At 39.0% G+C, this 20,326-nt stretch carries 16 protein-coding genes; 9 read left to right on the top strand and 7 right to left on the bottom strand.

Annotated elements, in window-relative coordinates:
- Window positions 1–17: 17 nt before the first annotated feature.
- Together U859_RS0100195 and U859_RS0100200 are read right to left on the bottom strand one after the other, a co-directional pair.
- Window positions 18–800, bottom strand: a complete 783-nt coding sequence (locus tag U859_RS0100195; protein ID WP_025141429.1) for a GLPGLI family protein — start codon at window positions 798–800, stop codon at window positions 18–20.
- Between the two features lie 2 nt (window positions 801–802).
- Window positions 803–3,607, bottom strand: a complete 2,805-nt coding sequence (locus U859_RS0100200) for an outer membrane beta-barrel family protein (RefSeq protein WP_025141430.1) — start codon at window positions 3,605–3,607, stop codon at window positions 803–805.
- Between the two features lie 281 nt (window positions 3,608–3,888).
- Between U859_RS0100200 and U859_RS0100205 the strand changes: the two genes are divergently transcribed.
- Window positions 3,889–4,530 carry a GIN domain-containing protein gene (locus U859_RS0100205; RefSeq protein WP_025141431.1) on the top strand — a complete coding sequence of 214 codons (642 nt, stop codon included), beginning with the start codon at window positions 3,889–3,891 and terminating at the stop codon, window positions 4,528–4,530.
- Window positions 4,531–4,587: 57 nt separating this feature from the next.
- Here U859_RS0100205 and U859_RS0100210 read toward each other — a convergent pair whose 3' ends face one another.
- Entirely contained in the window at window positions 4,588–5,304 is a 717-nt protein-coding gene (locus U859_RS0100210; RefSeq protein ID WP_025141432.1) for a 3-ketoacyl-ACP reductase, read from the bottom strand.
- 154 nt (window positions 5,305–5,458) lie between these two features.
- A complete protein-coding gene (locus U859_RS0100215) occupies window positions 5,459–7,000 on the bottom strand; it encodes an aldehyde dehydrogenase family protein (protein WP_025141433.1) in 1,542 nt (513 codons plus the stop codon).
- A 124-nt stretch (window positions 7,001–7,124) separates the two neighbouring features.
- Here U859_RS0100215 and U859_RS0100220 point away from each other — a divergent pair, with 124 nt between their 5' ends.
- A complete protein-coding gene (locus U859_RS0100220; protein WP_025141434.1) occupies window positions 7,125–9,635 on the top strand; it encodes a M1 family metallopeptidase in 2,511 nt (836 codons plus the stop codon).
- Between the two features lie 143 nt (window positions 9,636–9,778).
- Here the strand turns inward: U859_RS0100220 and U859_RS0100225 are convergent, their stop codons facing one another.
- A complete protein-coding gene (locus U859_RS0100225; RefSeq protein WP_025141435.1) occupies window positions 9,779–10,234 on the bottom strand; it encodes a nuclear transport factor 2 family protein in 456 nt (151 codons plus the stop codon).
- 250 nt (window positions 10,235–10,484) lie between these two features.
- Between U859_RS0100225 and U859_RS0100230 the strand changes: the two genes are divergently transcribed.
- From U859_RS0100230 to U859_RS0100260, 7 genes are all read left to right on the top strand, one after another.
- The gene (locus U859_RS0100230) at window positions 10,485–11,888 is read left to right on the top strand and encodes a tetratricopeptide repeat protein (RefSeq protein WP_025141436.1); all 1,404 of its coding nucleotides are present in this window, start codon (window positions 10,485–10,487) and stop codon (window positions 11,886–11,888) included.
- A gap of 60 nt (window positions 11,889–11,948) precedes the next feature.
- Window positions 11,949–12,716 carry a phosphosulfolactate synthase gene (locus tag U859_RS0100235; RefSeq protein WP_025141437.1) on the top strand — a complete coding sequence of 256 codons (768 nt, stop codon included), beginning with the start codon at window positions 11,949–11,951 and terminating at the stop codon, window positions 12,714–12,716.
- A 153-nt stretch (window positions 12,717–12,869) separates the two neighbouring features.
- Window positions 12,870–13,613, top strand: a complete 744-nt coding sequence (locus tag U859_RS0100240; protein ID WP_025141438.1) for a shikimate dehydrogenase family protein — start codon at window positions 12,870–12,872, stop codon at window positions 13,611–13,613.
- Window positions 13,614–13,668: 55 nt separating this feature from the next.
- Complete coding sequence (locus U859_RS0100245; protein ID WP_025141439.1) at window positions 13,669–14,256, top strand: gliding motility protein GldD; 588 nt, start codon at window positions 13,669–13,671, stop codon at window positions 14,254–14,256.
- Between the two features lie 37 nt (window positions 14,257–14,293).
- Complete coding sequence (locus U859_RS0100250) at window positions 14,294–14,932, top strand: MBL fold metallo-hydrolase (protein WP_025141440.1); 639 nt, start codon at window positions 14,294–14,296, stop codon at window positions 14,930–14,932.
- 96 nt (window positions 14,933–15,028) lie between these two features.
- Window positions 15,029–16,261: an ABC transporter permease gene (locus tag U859_RS0100255; protein ID WP_025141441.1), complete on the top strand. Its 1,233-nt coding sequence runs from the start codon at window positions 15,029–15,031 to the stop codon at window positions 16,259–16,261.
- Between the two features lies 1 nt (window position 16,262).
- The gene (locus tag U859_RS0100260; protein WP_025141442.1) at window positions 16,263–16,646 is read left to right on the top strand and encodes a hypothetical protein; all 384 of its coding nucleotides are present in this window, start codon (window positions 16,263–16,265) and stop codon (window positions 16,644–16,646) included.
- Between the two features lie 434 nt (window positions 16,647–17,080).
- Here U859_RS0100260 and U859_RS0100270 read toward each other — a convergent pair whose 3' ends face one another.
- Together U859_RS0100270 and xylA are read right to left on the bottom strand one after the other, a co-directional pair.
- Window positions 17,081–18,757: a sodium/sugar symporter gene (locus U859_RS0100270; RefSeq protein ID WP_025141444.1), complete on the bottom strand. Its 1,677-nt coding sequence runs from the start codon at window positions 18,755–18,757 to the stop codon at window positions 17,081–17,083.
- A gap of 202 nt (window positions 18,758–18,959) precedes the next feature.
- Entirely contained in the window at window positions 18,960–20,291 is a 1,332-nt protein-coding gene (gene xylA / locus U859_RS0100275; RefSeq protein WP_025141445.1) for a xylose isomerase, read from the bottom strand.
- Window positions 20,292–20,326: the final 35 nt, after the last annotated feature.

The raw sequence follows: 20,326 nt of genomic DNA on the forward strand, positions 1-20,326 counted from the left end.
AAACCTAATCTATCGTGCTAAAGCGAAAAGGCTTTAAAAATAGGATGCGCATATTCACCCCAGTTTTTCATCGCCCCAAGCAATATCGCTTTTAAACCTTTATTATCTGTCGGCTTTCCTTTTACAGGTGCTGTTAAGTCTTTTTCGGGTATGGTAACTTCTGTTACCTTGGTTGCAAACCAGGTTACATTTTCGTGTGGCAAAGCTAAACCTAAAATCATTCCGGGCAATCCCGTAAAAGATTCAGGACCGCCCGAAACGGCAATCTGGTTGCTGTAATAAGCCACTACATAAACCGAATCCATAATGATGGCATTTGCCCTGCGACACTCATAACCTGCAATTTCTCTCGTTTCGTCGGTAATCTTCCAGTTGATTTTACGTACACTATCTTTAACGAGGTAAACTTCTTCGTATACATTCTTTTGCGTAATACTGGTTTGCTGATCAAAATTTGTGGCAATCGTATTTTTTAGATCAGCCAGCGCGTCAGATGATATCCAATTGCCATTTGCTGTTTCCTCTACCGGTGGCCATTTATATAAACTTTTATCCCTGGTAAAACTTAAAGTACTCTTGGCAACCTTAAATTGGGGATTATTTTTTTTATACAGCTCGAAAGCCTCATTCATATAACTTTCATTGTCTTTATCGATCTTCTTTTTGATCAATGCATATATATTCGATCTTTTCTCGAATTCAATCACACCATTTTGAACGAAGTGTATATTTTGTGCAAAAAGATCGCTGCTGATGAAAATAACAGCAAACAGGATGATATATTTTAGTATAGTTTTCATGATTATTTCTGTGTTTTAACGCCGCCGCCCATTTTGTTGAAGTCCCATGATACCGAAAACATAAAATACCGTTGAATAGTCGTATTCCGGGTTTCGCTGATGGTGGTATTCGTTGCCGATCGGTCAAATCCTACATTTTGATTCAAGATATCGTTTACAGTTAAAGAGAATTTTAAATTATCCGTTTTGAAGAATTTTTTGCTCAATGAGGCGTTCCAGATAAAACGCTCAAAACTCTTGTTAAGCACCTGCGTTTTTCCATTATACTGGTATTCTCCATCCGTAGAGATTTCGAATTTAACTGGTAACTGCACATTTCCGGAGAAATAACCCCCAAGTCCCCAGCCATCGCTGTTTGTACCAATACTTACCCTCGACATGTTATAAGTTGGACCAAAACGACCATAAAAACTGTATTTCTTCTCTACATATTTAGAAATATTTAAACCTCCACCATAATTGTAATTCTTGGTGTTGTTTAATGTCCTGCCCTGGTTAGTGGTAATGTAGTTATAATTAGAATTTCCATTCGCATCCAGGTTTAAACCGATGTTCATATCGAGAAACTTAATTTTCCGACCAACCTGTCCGTACAGGTAAAAGTTGGTCTGCATTTTATCCGAGAAATTAATGTAGCTATAAGTACTCTTACCAGCAGCATCAGTGTTTACATCACTAATGATCGGATTTGAGGTAAAACTATAAGAACCGCTTAACCAGATTGATTGATTGGTTAACACCTTGTAAGAGTTATAACTTGCATTAACACTGCTTCTGAATGATGGCCTTAAATCCTGATTTCCTTTAACCACATTAAAAGGGTCGTTATTTACCCTAACTGGTTGTAGCTGATCGAGCGAAGGCTGATTGGTATTCCCGTTATAATTGATCCGGAGTGATTTCTGTTGAGAAAAACGGTACTGGTAAGATGCCTGAGGCATATAATTCACAAAATTCCGGATGTAAGTTCTGTTGTGGTAAACATCATCCTGTTTAAAGTTTACTCCACTAAATTTCGAACCGAAATTGATTACCGTTTTACCTTTTTTATAATTGAAAATGGCACCTCCCTGATTAATGGTTTGGTTCAGCTCGAAGTTGTTGCTGAATAAAGTATCTAAAATATCATATCTACCGCTACCAGATTGATTGAAAGATCTGCGGTCTGATTTTCCATTCATTAAGGTTAAACCATAGTTTACAATCACCGTTAAGGTTTTAGAAAGCGGTTCGGTATAAGCTGCATTTAATTTAAACGAATTGTTTGTGATATCGTTTACCTTGAACTGGTTGGTGAGGCTGTCTACGATTGCACCCGTTTCTATAATACGTCGTTTATTTTCAGAATTTAAATAGCCTTCAGTACTGTTTTTATTGATCGACTGGTTGAGGTTCAATGACAATGTACGCCCTTTTTTCTTCAGTTTTTTGGTTAACAGCACATTCATATTGAAATTCTGATCATCCGCCTCGTTGGTAATTGTTCTATCTGATGAATTCAAAAAATAGTCGTTTTCTCCATTTGTTTCTGTTTTATAGTGGTTTGCGGTGTTGCTTTTTTTCAGGGCTCCGTCAACACTCACTTTCATTGTTAAGGTGGTATCTATTTTTATTTCGTAGGTCGCATCCAGTTTTTGCCTGAACATGTCGTTATCAAAATCTTCATCCGAAGTGCTAAACTGCGTGCCAGATGCTAAATTATTTTGACTGATCGAATTCCGGCTACCTTTTACCCTGATCGAACCAATTTTGTAATTGGTATTGATTGATTCTTTGTCTTTATTCCATTTATTGTCGAAGTGCAAACCACCTGTTCTGGCTACCGGTAAACCCACTCCATTATACTGGCCGCTGTACGAATCTAAGTCATCACCTCCTCCATAACTGAAATACATTCCGCCATCATCAGTCATCGTTAAGCCACTCGATCCGCTATATTTATCGCGGTCGTCCCAACCCAAGCCTACTGTTCCGTTATTGCCTAAAATACCATAGGCAGAGAATTTCTTTTTCCCCCAGAATTTATTGAACATGGCCTGTCCCTGGTAAAAGTCTTTAGTTCCATAACCTCCCTGTACTTTACCGAAATAACCGTTCTTTTTATCTTCTTTTAATTTGATGTTCAACGTTTTTGTTTTTTCGCCATCGTCGATACCGGTAAAACTGGCCTGATCGCTTGCTTTATCATAAAGCTGAACCGACTCTACCATGTCTGCCCGCAGGTTTTTGGTTACCAGGGTAGGATCATCACCGAAAAATTCCTCCCCATCTACCAGTACTTTCGGAACGGTTTTTCCCTGGGCTGTAATTTTTCCATCTTTATCTACCTGAAAGCCAGGAAACTGTTTAATCAGGTCTTCCACTTTCGAGTTGGGCTCGATATTGTATGCTTTAGGGTCAAACTCGGTTGTATCGCCTTTAATTTTTATGGCTGTACGGTTTCCTTTAATAATTACATCAGAAAGGATTTTAGCCATTCCGGTAAGGTTAATTTTTCCATAATCCTTCACCAGGGTGGTAGAATCTAAGGCAAAATGATCCACGAAATCGGCATATTTTGGATAGGAAACCAGTAGGATATACTTTCCGTTTTTAATACCATTGATTTCGAAAGCGCCATTTTCGGCTGTTCTGGTAAATTTTACCAATGTAGAATCCTTTGCATTTAAAATTGCGACTGAAGTTCCAGACAAGAGGGTGGTAGATGCGGTGTCAATCGTTCGGCCTTTAATGGCATGAAGGCCCTGTGCTTTTGAGTATGAAGAGATCAAAACTAAAAAGCACAACGAGAGTAATAGACGTGTCATAGATAAGATTTGGTTTTGTTGCCCGAATATAAAACTAATATATTAGTTACCCGCAATGGTTTAACCTTTTTTAACATATTAATGTATAGCCAGTTTTTTAGATTAATCAACCAGTCACTTTTCGTATAGGTTATTTTGGCGTTCGTCTATAAATACAAGCTCATGGTATAATAGCCCACAATTGGCTGAAACGTTTTTAACAGATCGCAGTCTTAATTACAAAACCACCTAATAATTAGGGATTTAAAATAAAGATTTATAAAACATAAAATATTAAGATCATGAAAACTTCTATCAAAAATTTATTCGCAGCTGCATTAGTAATGGTTACTTTAAGTAGCGCAACCGTAGTAGCAAACGCAACAGAAAACAATGCCAGCTACACTGCTTTAACAAAAGTTAAAAATATCAGCAAAATTGTGGTATCAGGAAATGTGAAACTGATCCTTGTTCAGGATGCTAAGGAAAGTGTTGAAGTGTACGATCAATATTACACCAAAAATGCTTTGGTACAACAACAGGGAGCAGAATTGAGGATCAGCTCTTTTAATAAAAATACGTTAACGGTTATTGCCCATGTAAATAATTTAACCGCTATTGAAGCTTCAAATACTGCAAGCGTAAGCACTGCCGGAAATTTCAACCTGTTAAACCTAAGCGTTGTTTTAAATGATGATGCATCGGCAGATATTAAAGCCAATACCGTTAATTTATCAACAAATGTAAAAGATGATGCATCCTTAAAATTAGAAGGCACTACTGATACACACCAGGCTGTAATGGGTGTTGCATCCAAAATAAACATGGCTGGTTTTACCGCTCAGGAAACCAGTATCAGACTAACAGGAAAATCACTTTTAGCAAACAACAAAAAATCCCGTTACGACGATATACAAGTTGATTTATTAGAAAAACTATTCTAACTCTATCATATATTTTACCGAAAAGGCGCTGAATTTAGATTTCAGCGCCTTTTTTATTTAAGGATTTGTTGACCAAAGACTTGCGTCTTTTACAAAAACCCTTCGATTCAGTTTCAATTGAGAAACGATGAACTCTGCCAGATCTTCCGGTTGCATAACCTTATCCGGATTTCCATCGGTTAACTTTAAGTCGATTGCCATATCGGTAGCCGTTGTACTTGGCGACAAAGCGGTTACACGGATATTATGCTTACGCATCTCTTGCATTAAAGATACCGAAAACGCATTAATTGCAGCCTTCGACGCCGAATACGCACTTGTTACTGCAGCAGGATTAAATGCAGAAGAACTTGAAATGTTAATGATATCGCCAGTTTCTTTTTCCATCATTTGTGGCACCACTGCACGGGTAACAAAATAAGTTCCCAGTAAATTGATTTGAATAATCTCCTGCCATTCAACTGGACTCAACTCCAAAAATTTACCAAATTTACCCACACCTGCGTTGTTAATCAGGATATCGATAAAACCCAGTGCTGATTGTACACTTTCTACGGCTTCGTTAACGGCATCCATATTGGCGACATCAGCCGTCGCGACCGCAATTTTAATTTGATACTGCTTTAATTCCTCAGCCAATTCATCTAAGTCACTTTTGGTTCTGCCAACCAACCCCACATTTACACCTTCTTTTGCCAGTGCTATGGCTATTGCTCTTCCAATGCCTTTTCCTGCACCTGTTATAAGTGCATTTTTTCCTGATATATTTTCCATTATTTAATAAAATACTGATGATAGTTGGGATTTTATAAAGATCTGGATTATAAATCCAGATCACATGATATTGTTACCACAAAGACACAGAGGCGCAAAGGAATAAATGGTCTTTGTGTTCTTAGTGTCTTGGTGGTCAAACTTAAATCAATACCTATAAATCAAATTTAATTCCTTGTGCCAACGGTAAAATATTGGAATAATTGATCGTATTCGTTTGCCTGCGCATATAAGCCCTCCAGGCATCCGATCCGCTTTCTCTACCACCGCCTGTTTCCTTTTCGCCACCAAAAGCACCACCAATTTCGGCTCCCGAGGTACCAATATTTACATTGGCAATACCACAGTCTGATCCTTTAGCAGACAAGAAATGTTCTGCTTCTCTTAAATTTAAGGTCATAATGGCTGATGATAAACCTTGTGGCACAGCATTTTGCAGAGCAATGGCCTCATCCAGTGTTTTATATTTAATCAGGTATAAAATTGGTGCAAAAGTTTCGTGCTGAACGATTTTGAAATCATTCTGAACCTCGGCAATACAAGGTTTTACATAACATCCACTTGCATAATCATCGCCCGATAAAACACCGCCTTCTACCACAAAATTACCGCCCTCTTCTTTACATTTTGCTATCGAATCTAAATAAGCCTCGACAGCATCGGTATCAATCAGCGGACCAACATGGTTATTTTGATCTAGCGGATCGCCAATGCGAAGTTGTCCATAAGCTTTAACCAGTTTAGTTATAAAAGCATCATATACACTTTCATGAATTATCAATCTTCGGGTAGAAGTACAACGTTGCCCGGCAGTACCAACTGCACCAAATACAGCGCCGATTAAACTCATATCCAGATCTGCATGCTCAGAAATAATGATCGCATTGTTACCACCAAGTTCAAGCAAGCTTTTACCTAAACGGGCACCAACAGCAGCACCAACTGCTTTCCCCATACGTGTTGATCCGGTTGCTGAAACCAATGGAATCCGGTTATCATTTGTCATTAATTCACCAACGACTCTATCTCCTAAAACCAGGTTACAAACGCCTTCGGCAACATCATTGTTTTTAAAAACCTTTGCAATAATATGCTGACAGGCAATGGCGGTTAAAGGCGTTTTTTCTGACGGTTTCCAAATGCATACATTCCCACAAACCAAAGCCAGGGCTGCATTCCAGCTCCAAACCGCCACCGGAAAATTAAAGGCCGAAATAATACCAACAATACCCAGCGGATGCCATTGTTCGTACATCCGGTGGCTTGGGCGCTCGCTGTGCATGGTTAAACCATAAAGCTGCCTCGATAAACCCACTGCAAAATCGCATATGTCGATCATTTCCTGCACCTCACCAAATCCTTCCTGCAAACTTTTACCCATTTCGTAAGAAACCAAGGTGCCCAAAGCTTCCTTATTTTCGCGCAGGGCATCGCCAAACTGACGTACAATTTCGCCTCTTTTCGGCGCCGGTACAGTACGCCACTCCTTAAATGCAACTTGTGCTTTTATTACAATAGCATCGTAATCGGCAGTGCTTGCAACTTTTGCCGAAGCAATCAGTTTACCATCAACAGGAGAATAGCTTTCTAATTTTTCTGTGTTCGATGTTCCGCCCCAATTGCTACCTGTACTATAGGCGGCATTGTCTGCTTGTACGCCCAATTTCTTTAAAATGGATTGAATATCTGTAGTCATATATCTAACGATTTACACAAAAAAACAAAAAATTAAGTTAAAGCAGGTTACATTTGGTGCTTTACTTTTACCACAATTCTTAATATCTTGCTTTAAAGATAACTGACTTATAAAATCTTAAAAAATGAATAAAAAATTTATTACCTGTGGTGTAATACTGGTTTCAGCTTTTATGGCTAATCCACTTTTCGCACAGGAACAACCCGTAGAAAAATCAAATAACCTCAGCGTTTACCGCGTAACAGCAACCAAAGTTAATGACCTGGTACATACCAAACTCGATGTATCTTTCGATTATGCGAAACGCTACCTGAATGGTAAGGAATGGGTAACCTTAAAACCTCACTTTTATCCTACTGATTCTTTAACCCTCGATGCGCAGGGTATGGACATTAAAACGGTTGCCCTGGTTGGCACAAAAGGAAATACGCCACTTAAATATGTGTATAACGACAATAAATTGCACATCACGCTCAATAAAAAGTACACCAACACCGAAAATTACACCATTTACATCGCTTATACTGCCAAACCAGATGAGCTTAAAGTAAAAGGAAGTGCAGCTATAACCGATGCCAAAGGCCTTTACTTTATCAACCCTGATGGTACCGATAAAAATAAACCAACTCAGATCTGGACGCAGGGCGAAACGGAATCGTCATCAGCCTGGTTTCCTACAATCGACAAACCAGATCAGAAAACCACCGAAGAAATTTCGATGACCGTAAAATCGAAATACACCACACTTTCTAATGGTAAATTGGTTAGTCAGAAAGCCAATGCCGATGGCACCAGAACCGATACCTGGAAAATGGACTTGCCACATTCGCCATATTTATTTATGATGGCCGTTGGAGAGTTTAAGGTTACAAAAGATACTTATAAAGGTAAAGAGGTAAATTATTACCTGGAACCAAAATTTGCACCTTATGCTAAACAGATCTTCGGAAAAACACCCGACATGATCCAGTTTTACAGCAATATTTTAGGTGTAGATTATCCATGGAACAAATATTCGCAAGTGGTAGCCAGAGATTACGTTTCGGGTGCGATGGAAAACACTACAGCAACTTTACACGGTGAGCAGGTACAGAAAACAGACCGCGAATTATTGGACGGAAATGAAGAAGGGACCATTGCCCATGAGCTTTTTCATCAGTGGTTTGGCGATTATGTAACAGCTGAATCTTGGTCTAACCTAACCATGAACGAATCTTTTGCCACTTTTGGCGAAGTGATCTGGCATGGACATGATGCGGGTCAGGATGCAGAAGATAAATCACGTTACGAAAAACTACAATCGTACTTAGGATCGACCAAGAAAGGCGAAAGCCCGGTTTTGGCACGTTTTTATTATAACGATAAGGAAGACATGTTCGACAATGTGAGTTATGCCAAAGGTTCGATCATTTTATATGCGCTTAAAAACCAGATGGGCGATGCAGCCTTTTATAAATCGCTTAACCGCTATTTAACCACAAACGCTTTCAAAAATGGCGAAACACACCAGTTACGTTTAGCTATGGAGGATGTGACCGGTAAAGATTGGAGCCCATATTTTAACCAGTGGTACTACAATGGCGGTCACCCGATTTTAAGCATCGATTATGGCTACGAAAATGGCAAAGCAACCATTAAGGTGAAACAAACTCAGGATTCGAGCGTGCAAACTTTTACCTTACCGGTTAAAATTGACATTTATGCGGGTGGTAAAAAAATCAGAAAAGATATCCTGATCAATAGCCGCGAGCAGAATTTTAGTTTTGAGGTAAGCGCTAAACCCGATCTGATCGATTTTGACGTAGACAAAATCATCGTGGGTGAAACCAATGATAATAAAATTGCCGAAAACTATTATTTCCAGTACAAAAACGCACCTAGCTATGCCAATAGGATTGAGGCTTTGCAATTTATTATGCAGAGCAAAGCCAATAGCGGTCAACAGGTATTATTAGAGGGGCTAAAAGATAAATCGGGCGATTTACGTGCCTTAAGTATCGATGGCATTAACCTGGAAGATGCAAACATTAAAGCTGCAGCTTTACCAATTTTGCTTCAACTGGCCAAAAGCGATAAAGATACCGAGGTAAGATCTGCTGCAATTGTAAAATTATCCGAAACCGGCGATCAAACCTATAAGGCATTGATGTTAGAAAGCCTTAAAGACAAATCGTACAAAGTACTGGCTGCTGGTATTGGTGGTTTAGCCAAACTGGCACCACAAGAAAGTATTGCAGCATTATCTGCTTTAGATGCCGATACAAAAGAGCATATTGCACCTTCTATTGCATCGTTGTATATCAGCGATCCTAAAGATGAGCATCAGGCATTTTACGAAAACATTATGCTAACTGGCGACCGCAATAAAATTTTTGGCGTAATTGGTCAGTATTTCCAGTATTTAAGGGCAAATACAAACCCAACGATTACCGAAAAAGGGATAAACAACATCAGTAGCGCGATTGAAAGATTAAAACTGCAATCGTATTTAAACAAACAGCTGGCAGGCGCTTATACAGCCACCGCACAAGCCAAAGCAAAACAGGCCACAGCAGCAAGCGGGGAAGCTAAAACAAACCTGAACAAACAGGCTGAGCTATTTAAAAAAGGCGCAGCAGATTTAGGAAAAGAATAAGAATACCGAGAGTCGTCATTGCTTCGTCGGCTGAAAAAGCCTTCTCGCAATGACGACTCTTTTATAAAATGTAAAGCCCGACAAACAATAATCAAACCACAAGCCTTGCTTTCCACAAAATAATAACTCAACCTATAAAAACGTTAATTACAACCATCCTTTCTCCTTGTATCAATAATATAAACAATCTGCCAGCCCTTATCTCCCTTTACCAATTGAAAGGAATTCACCCCGCAATGACTAAATTTTTCACCAACGTAAAATTTATAATCTGTCCATACAGCAGCCAGTGGCCCATCAATTAATATTTTAGTGAACACAATGCGTTCATCATATATTTCTTTATGCGGCATGCCAATAAGCTTTACAAAATCATTAACCGATTCTGTTCTAACGTTCACCTTTTCAGCCTTATTCACAATGGTTTGCATTACTGCACCGGCCGCAAAAGCAGACCGTACTACAGCGCTGTCACCTGTTTTCATTCCGGCAAATAAGTGATTTACCGCTTCTTTAACAGCACTTTCTTCACTGTTTTGTGCAAAACCAGCTGTAGTAAACTCCAGCAAAAACAGGGCAAAAATGATCAATCCTTTCATGACTTCTTAATTACGTATATCCCATAAATTTATAGTATTTTTGTAAAAGAAGGGAAAAGGAACCGCGATGTTGCAAAAAATCTATCGATTATCCACACATCTTAACCACAGTTAATACACTTTATATTCAGCCATTTACGCTGTTTAAGCTTGTTGATGTTAATAATTATTTTAAAAACGGATTATTTTAATTGGTAAACTTATAATGTGTTTTTCTGCTAATTGGCACGGTTCTTTAATAGTATAATATATGGAAGAAGAATTCTTTTTTGAATCCAACGAAGACGCACAACGCTCGGTAGAACGTTACGAAGAAATGCTCCGCAATCAGGATCAGTATTTTTTCGATGCAGGTGCATTCGAATACATTGTAGATTTTTACATTGAGAAAAATGATCCGGTCAAAGCTTTGCAGGTAGTTGATTTTGCAATCAGTCAACACCCTTATGCAACTGTTTTTTTAATTAAACAGGCTCATCTTTACATTTTAACCAACAACCACGAACAGGCTTTCATCGCTTTGCAAAAGGCTGAACTTTTAGAGCCTTCAGAACCTGATATTTATCTGCTGCGCGGTAATATTTTTCAGAACACTGAACGTTATGACGAGGCTTTGGAAAATTACGAAAAAGCTTTAGGCCTGGCCGAAAGTACCGATGAAATTTTATTGCAGATGGCTTATGTATATCAAAGCATGAGTGACTATGAAAGCGCCATTACTTACATTAAGCTTAGTTTAGAGCAGAATATGGAAAATCAGGATGGTTTATATGAACTGGCTTTCTGTTACGATGTATTGGATAAACAGGAAGAGAGCATTAAGTTCTATCAGCAATATATCGATACCGATCCATATTCGTACGCGGCATGGTACAACCTGGGCAATAGTTTCCACAAACTGAACCTTTTCGAAAAAGCAATTGATGCTTACGATTATGCGATTTTAATTAAAGAAGATTTCAGTTCGGCTTATTTTAATAAAGGAAATGCGCTGGTACAGCTGGATAAGTACGACGAAGCCATTGATGTGTACAAACAGACTTTCGAATACGAACCACCTAATGCCGATACCTATTGTGCCATCGGCGAGTGTTACGAAAAGCTCGAAAAAATGGACGAAGCACGTTCTTATTATAAAAAATCAGTGAAAATGGACCCAAAAATGGGCGATGCCTGGTTTGGGATCGGAGTTACGCTGAATTTTGAAGAACGTTATTTCGAATCGCTTCATTTTTATAAAAAAGCAATTGATTTAGAAGCCGAAAACCCAGACTTTTGGTTTGCCATGGCCGATGCTTATTATAAATTAGGCCAGATTGATGAATCGATCGAGGCTTACGAAAAAGTATTGGAATTTAATCCGATGGATATTGAAGCCTGGTTAGATTTTAGCACTGTGCTATACGAGCAGGGAAAACTGCTCGAAGCATCAGAAACAATGGCTGAGGCGATTAAGAACAATCCGGAAGCCGCTGAGCTTTACTATCGCATGGTAGCCTATCTTTTTGCCATGGGCAATTATAGTGATGCGCTGGGATATTTGGAAACGGCTTTAACAACTGACCCTGACAAACACTATATTTTATTTGAATATTTACCGCAATTGCAGGATAATAGTGCCATTTTGAACGTTATAAACAGATATATAAGGTAATGACCTTGTGAGAAAAATTTAACAAATAAATCTCAAAATTTTTTTCACTTTTGTACGCATATGAATTATCCATTATTAAACGTTCCCGAACGTCCAGCTAAACCACGCCAAAAAGGCTTAACAATGGTTATGGATAAGGGATTGAGCCTACGCCAGGTAGAAGATTTTATTGAAGTTGCCGGCGTACATACAGATATCGTAAAATTAGGTTGGGCAACATCACACGTAACACCAAACCTTAAAGAAAAATTAGCTTTATATAAAAGTGCAGGCATTCCAACCTATTTCGGAGGAACCTTATTTGAAGCCTTTATTATCCGTAACCAGTTTTCAGATTATCAACGTATTTTAGACCAGTACGGAATGGAATATGCAGAAGTTTCTGACGGGTCTATCGAAATTGAGCATGATAAAAAATGTGAATTTATCCGTGAGCTTTCTAAACAGGTAACGGTAATTTCGGAAGTAGGCAGTAAAGATGCAGCTAAAATATTTGCACCATACAAGTGGATTAAATTAATGCAGGCCGAAATTGAAGCCGGATCGTGGAAAGTAATTGCCGAAGCCCGCGAAGGCGGTAACGTAGGTATTTACCGTGGAAGCGGCGAAGTGCGTGAAGGTTTGGTTGATGAAATCTTAACACAGATCCCCGAAGAAACCATAATTTGGGAAGCGCCACAAAAGGAGCAGCAGGTTTGGTTTATCAAATTAATTGGCAGCAATGTAAACCTTGGTAACATTGCTCCAGCTGAAGTAATTCCTTTAGAAACCATTCGTTTAGGTTTGCGTGGAGATACTTTCGACTATTTCCTGAACCAAGCAAAATAATCGAATTTAAGTACCTGTATTATAAACCGGTATATTCTTAGAATTGTCACATTGAGCTTGTCGAAATGCTTTATATGCATTTGCAATAGTCCTTCGACAGGCTCAGGATGACAAATCGATTTTATAATACAGCCTCTTACTTTTTACATCAATATGAAAACATACGGCTTAATCGGTTATCCGCTATCTCACTCTTTCTCTAAAAAATATTTTACCGAAAAGTTTTTGAATGAAGGCATCGCCGGTCATCGATACGAGCTTTTTCCGATTGAAGATATTAAATCGCTGCCTGACCTACTGAGCGAAAACCCATCGCTTTGCGGCTTGAATGTAACCATTCCACATAAAGTAAATGTGCTTTGTTATTTAAACGAAGTAGATGAAGCTGCAGAGAAAATCGGCGCCGTAAACTGCATTTCCATTAAAAGTTTCGAAAACGAAAATTATTTAAAAGGCTACAATACCGACGCCTACGGTTTTGAAACATCCTTAACACCTTTATTAGGTTCACAACATACCAAAGCACTGGTTTTTGGCGATGGGGGAGCAGCCAAAGCAGTAAAATATGTTTTAGAAAAGCTCAATATCGAATACCAGGTAGTGGTGCGTAAACCTGTTGAAGGCGCTATCCTATACACCGAACTTACGCCAGAAATTCTGGCTTCGCACAAACTGCTGATCAACACCACCCCGTTGGGAATGTCGCCAAATATTGATACCTTTCCAGAAATTGATTACAGTCAGCTCGGATCTGAGCACCTGGCTTACGACCTGGTGTATAATCCCTTAGAAACCGTATTTTTAGCAAAAGCAGCAGCACGTGGTGCCAGCATTAAAAACGGGCTGGAAATGCTATACAAACAGGCTGAAAAAGCCTGGGCGATCTGGAACAAATAATTTAACTTATCGTCATTGCGAGGAGGAACGACGAAGCAATCTTTGATAGAATGTTATGAAACTAAAACAACTGATCTGTGTACCCTTTGTGCTGCTTTTGTTTGTAACAGCCTGTCAAAACCACGATTACAGCCCTAAACCAAAAGCTTATTTCAGGATCGTATTCCCCCAAAAACAATATACACCATTCACAAAACCGGTTCCTTTTAGCTTTAAATATCCTACTTACGCAACTGTAGAGCAGGATCAAAGCCGCGATGCCCAAAAAAACTGGTACAACCTGCATTTTAAACAGTTTAATGGCTTTTTGCACTTAACGTATTATGATGTATCGGGCAAAGGCGAATACGACGAAATGGTAGAAGATGCGCGGAAACTCGCCTTTAAACACACCATAAAAGCCAGCGCTATTGATCAAAGGATTATCAACTATCCTAACCGCAAGGTATATGGTATTTATTATGCCATAGAAGGGAATACAGCATCATCTGTGCAGTTTTTTTTAACCGATAGCGCAAAACACTATTTTAGAGGCGCCCTATATTTTAATGAGCGGCCGCAATACGATTCGATAGCACCCGTTGTTAAATTTATTAAACAAGATATCGATACCCTGATTGCCACTTTTAAGTGGAAAAATTAATTATCCTGATGACTTATCAGATTTTTTCTAAAAACTTATGATTACAGTAAAAACCTTCACCTTTAACGCCTATAGCGAAAATACTTATCTGCTTTATGATGAAACCAAAGCGTGTGTCATTATCGATCCGGGAATGTATGAAGGTTTCGAGCAGAACGAACTAGCGGCATTTATTAAACAAGAGAACCTCAAACCCGTTTTATTGTTAAATACCCATTGTCACCTCGACCATGTTTTTGGCAATAAATTCATTTTCGATACTTATGGATTAAAACCACAGTTTCATGAAGGCGAATTACTAATTTTAAATGCAGTGCCGGGATATGCACCATCAATGGGCTTTACCCGCTATGATGTTTCGCCTCTACCGGATACATTTTTACCCGAAACCGGAACCATATCTTTTGGCAACAGTACTTTAAGCTTAATTTTTGCCCCTGGTCACTCACCTGCACATTTATGCTTTTACAGTGCAGCCGATCATATTTTAATGGGTGGCGATGTGCTTTTTTATGGCAGCATTGGTCGTACCGATCTTCCGGGGGGTAACCACCAGCAATTAATTCAAAACATTTCGGATAAACTTTTTGTATTACCTGATGAAACCAAAGTTTATCCTGGGCATGGACCAGCTACCAGCATTGGTTTCGAAAAGCAACACAATCCGTTTTTTTAATATTAATTATTGTTTTTGAGTTTTTTTTAAGCGTAGACGTTTACACCCTATGCCTTCTAGCTTTAAACCCTCAACCTTTTACCTATCTTTACCGCTGTGAATACGTCGTTTTATATTGCCAAAAGGTATCTTTTTGCTAAAAAATCTACCAATGCCATTAACCTGATATCGGGCATATCAATGGTTGGGGTAATGGTAGGCAGTGCAGCATTAATTATTATCCTTTCGGTATTTAACGGTTTAGAAACAGTGGTATTGAATATGTTCGATACCATTACCCCTCAAATTGCCATTACACCGGCTAAAGGAAAAACTTTTGATCCGAATACTACTTACTTTAATCAGCTCAGAAAAAACAAAGCTGTTGCTGCTTTTACCGAGGTGTTACAGGAAAATGCCTTATTAAAATACAACAACAAACAGGCTGTTGGAATGGTGAAGGGTGTTAGCATGGATTATTTAAAAAACACCAAACTAGATAGCACCATTAAAGAAGGGCGTTTTATACTCCATAACAGAAGTGGCGATAATGCGGTAATTGGCTCGGCGCTGCAAAGTTATTTAGCAGTAAACACGGTAGATCCCTTTACCGAGCTGGAAATTTATTCGCCGAAGAAAGATATCGTGCCAAACAGTTTAAACCCGGCTGATGATTTTGTGGCAAAAAGCATCCGGGTAAGCGGTGTTTTCGAAGTACAACAGGATTTTGATAATGGCATCATTGTTCCATTAGATTTTGCCCGCGAACTGCTGGGCGAAAATAAAAATGTGTCTGCAATTGAGATCAACCTACAACCAGGTGTAGATGTAGATAACTTTCAAAAAGAGGTTATAGAAAGGGCCGGAAAAGATTATGAGGTAAAGAACCAGGCCGAGCAGAATAAATCGCTGTACCACATTTTAAACACCGAAAAATGGGCCGTTTATATCATTCTCACTTTTATCCTGATTATTGCTATATTTAATATCATAGGGTCGTTAACCATGTTAGTAATAGATAAAGTGAAGGATGTTGCCATTCTGAGCAGTTTAGGTGCCGGAAAAAAATTAATCAAACGTATATTTTTATTCGAAGGCATGATGATCACCATGTCTGGCTGTGTATTAGGCTTAATTATTGGCCTCATTTTTTACTATTTTCAGCACACTTACGGCCTGATTAAAATGGGCGAAGAAAATAAAACGTTGGTAAGTTCTTATCCTATAGGCTTAAAATGGAAAGATTTCATATTAGTTTTTGCTACGGTAGGCATCTTCTCATTTTTGGCATCTGCTTTGTCCTCCAATTTAAGTGTTAAAAAGATAGGTCAAATTAATCAATCCATATAAAATGAAGTTATTTAAACAAGCAATTGTATTCGTTGTGCTCCTTGGCGTAGCCATTACCGCTTGTAATAGAAACGATAAGGCCGAGGGAAAAAACAGTAACCTGAAAATTGTTAAAGGTTTATATAGCTTCGGCCCTGAAATGAAATCTTTTACCCTATGCGAAGATACCCGCGATTATTGGGTTACCGACAGCGTAAAAAATTTAGAGCTGGCCTATAGCAATTTAGGTTTCGAAAAGCCTTACGAGCCTGTATATGTAGAGTTAGAAGGCTATTTCAAAAAAACCGATACCGCTACCGTTTCTGCCGATTTCGATTCTACCCTGGTGGTTACCAAAGTAATTAAAATCAGCAAAGAAATTCCTGACGGGCCTTGTGCACAATAATTCATTAATCAAGCCTTGATTCGTGTCCCCACGAACTAAATCAAGTATATTTTACAAGCTTGCGTTTCAAAATATTTTTTTTGGAGCGCAGTTGCAATACTAATCGGATAAAGCAGTCCTGCTTTACGCTATAGTCCCGACGTGAAGTCGGGAGCTACCACTGCAATCAGGGCTAAAGAACTTAGGCTTGCTGCGAAAAACTTTCCTTTCTGCGTCCTGCAACCATAAATAGCAGTACTGTCCCTGCCACCTAAACCTGATCGTAGTGGTTCCGGTTTTTCACCGGAAGGAACGGAGAGCAGGGCCAAGCCTATCCTAAACGTTACTGTATCTGCTTTCCCAAAAAAAAGGACACACAATACCCATATTCTATATTAAAACAAAAAAAGCTTTCCGGTATCCCCAGAAAGCTTTAAAATATTTAATAAGGAATTTTACCAGTAAATACCGTAAAGGGCTACCAATAATCCTATAATAATTAATGCACCAACCGCAAAACTGGTTGTGGTTTTAAACATTTTCGAATCGATTTCCAATCCTTTAGGGTTAACACCATTTTTGTTCTCGAACAAACTGATAATTACCATACCGATGATACAGAATACGAATACAAAACCCATCCTGTCTAAGAAAGGGATTTCGTAAATACCAGCTGCATTCTTAACTGAAAAGCCCATTCCCGATAACCATGAAAGATCGGTCCATCCCGGAAGGAATTTAAGCACTAATGATAATCCGAAACCACCAATAGTGGCAAAAAGCGCTGCATTAGAAGTTGCTCTTTTCCAAAAGAAACCCAGGATAAACATGGCGAAGATACCTGGTGAAACAAAACCTGTATACTCCTGAATATATTGGAATCCTCCTTTTTTATCGATACCCAGGTGCGGTGCAATCAACACACCCAATACCATCGCTACCACCACAGCAATTTTACCGGTTAAAACGAGGTTCTTTTCAGAAGCATCGGTTTTTAATACCTTTTTGTAAATATCTAAGGTAAAAATCGTTGCAATACTATTTGCTTTACCAGCTAAAGAGGCCACAACGGCAGCAGTTAAAGCCGCAAACGATAAACCTTTTAAACCTGCTGGCAGTAAATTTAACAACACAGGGTAAGCACGATCTGGGTTAACCGATCCATCCTGCAACATTTCGGATTGGAAAGCACCGTCTTTATATAATACGTAAGCTGCAATGCCAGGTAATACCACAATAATCGGCATTAATAATTTTAAGAATGCCGCAAACAGAATACCACCGCGGGCAGTTTTTAAATCGGCCCCTAAAGCACGTTGGGTAATGTACTGGTTACAACCCCAATAGTTTAGGTTTACAATCCACATACCACCAACAAGCACGCTTAATCCTGGTAAATCAATATAATTTTCATTATCAGGTTTCAAGATCATGTGGAAATGCTCTGAAGCTTTTGAAGTCATTAAACTATAACCTTCAAGGATGCCTGAAGTACCATAATGGGTAGAAACCAAATTTAAAGCTAAATAAGTAGTTGCTAAACCACCCAGAATTAAGAAAAACACCTGGATTACGTCGGTATAACCAATTACTTTCATTCCACCCAGGGTAATTACGATCGCAAATATTGCGATGGCATACATACAAAAGGTAAGGTCGAAACCAGAGATACTACTTACTGCCAAGGCGCCCAGGTAAAGGATCGAAGTTAAGTTTACCACCACATATAGTAACAACCAGAACACCGCCATAATCATGGCCACTGTGCCGTTGTAACGTTGGTGCAAAAACTGTGGCATCGTAGCAATCTTATTTTTCAGGTACACCGGAATAAAGAAAACGGCAACAATTACCAGGGTAAGAGCAGCCATCCACTCGTAAGTTGCAATTGCCAGTCCCATCTTAAAGCCCGATCCGCTCATACCGATAAACTGCTCTGCAGAAATGTTCGATGCAATTAAAGATGCACCAATTGCCCACCAGGTAAGTGAACCTTCTGCCAGGAAATAATCTTTTGAGCCGGTGGATGCGGATTTTTTCTTATTGTAGATGTACAGACCGTAAGCAGCCACAATGACGAAGTAGATTGCAAATACGATGTAATCCTTCGAATCCAATAAATTTTGTTTCATTAATTAATAGTGGTTATTTGGTTTAGAAAGTTAAATGTAATAAAATCATAAAATAATATCCGCTTTTTTTTAAATTAAAAAATGTTAAAATGACGTTTATTATTTTCAGGATCATTAAAAAAGGTCTAAAATGCAAGTGGTCTGTGCGGACACAGACCACAGCTCGTGAAGGTCTTCGACTACGTTCAGACTGACAAATCTTTTAAATATATCTGTTAATCAAATTTTCCAGATATTCCTGTTTCCCGCTGCGTACTTCTGGCTCACCGTTTTCTGCAGCGTAATTTCTAAGGTCTTCCAAACTTAATTTTCCTTGTTCAAATTCTGCTCCCTTACCGCTATCGAAAGAAGCATAACGATCAGCCCTTATTTTTTTATAGTCTGATTTTTGAAGAATGGCGTCAGCAGTAATCAAGGCCCTGGCGAATATATCCATTCCACCTACGTGTGCATAAAATAAATCTTTAGGATCGGTAGAGTTACGGCGGATTTTAGCGTCAAAGTTTACACCTCCGCCCTGCAAACCACCACCTTCTAAAATGATCAGCATGGTTTCGGTCAGTTCGTTAATATCGTTCGGGAACTGATCGGTATCCCATCCATTCTGGTAATCACCACGGTTAGCATCTATTGATCCCAACAAACCGTTATCAACAGCAACCTGTAATTCGTGCTGAAATGTATGACCTGCTAAGGTTGCGTGGTTTACTTCTAAATTTAATTTGAAATCGGCCAACAGATCGTATTGCTGTAAAAAGCCTTTAACAGTTGCGGCATCATAATCATATTGGTGTTTAGAAGGCTCACATGGTTTAGGTTCGATAAAGAAAGTACCTTTAAAACCTTGCTTACGGGCATAATCTTTGGCAGTATGTAAAAACTTCGCCAAATGTTCCTGCTCACGTTTCATATTAGTGTTCAAAAGGCTCATGTAACCTTCACGTCCACCCCAGAAAACATAATTTTCGCCACCCAAGGCAATCGTAGCATCTAAAGCGGCTTTAACCTGCGCAGCGCCGTGAGCCAGTACATGGAAATCGGGATTGGTAGAGGCTCCATTCATGTAGCGCTTGTGGCTAAACAAATTAGCGGTTCCCCAAAGTAATTTCACGCCACTATCGGCCTGTTTCTGTTTGGCATATTCAATCAATGTTTGTAACCTGCGTTCATTTTCAGCAACATCATCACCATAATCTACCACATCCACATCGTGGAAACAATAGTAAGGAATCTGCATTTTGGTAATAAATTCAAAAGCGGCATCCATTTTATCTTTTGCCCTTTCTACAGCATCTTTCTTTTCATCCCAGGGAAAAACATGTGTTGGTCCACCAAATGGATCGGCGCCATTGCCATTAAACGAGTGCCAATAAGCACATGCAAATTTAAAATGCTCGCTCATGGTTTTGCCTGCAACCACTTTATTGGCATCGTACCACCTAAAGGCTAAAGGATTATCGCTGGTTAAGCCTTCAAACTGGATCTGCCCTATACCTTTAAAAAATTCTTTTGCTCCTGTTACTACTTTTGTCATAATGTTTTCTTTATTTTTTGGTTGATGGTTTTTTG

It is taken from the genome of Pedobacter jeongneungensis (genome assembly GCF_000633455.1).
GTDB classification, from domain to species: domain Bacteria; phylum Bacteroidota; class Bacteroidia; order Sphingobacteriales; family Sphingobacteriaceae; genus Pedobacter; species Pedobacter jeongneungensis_A.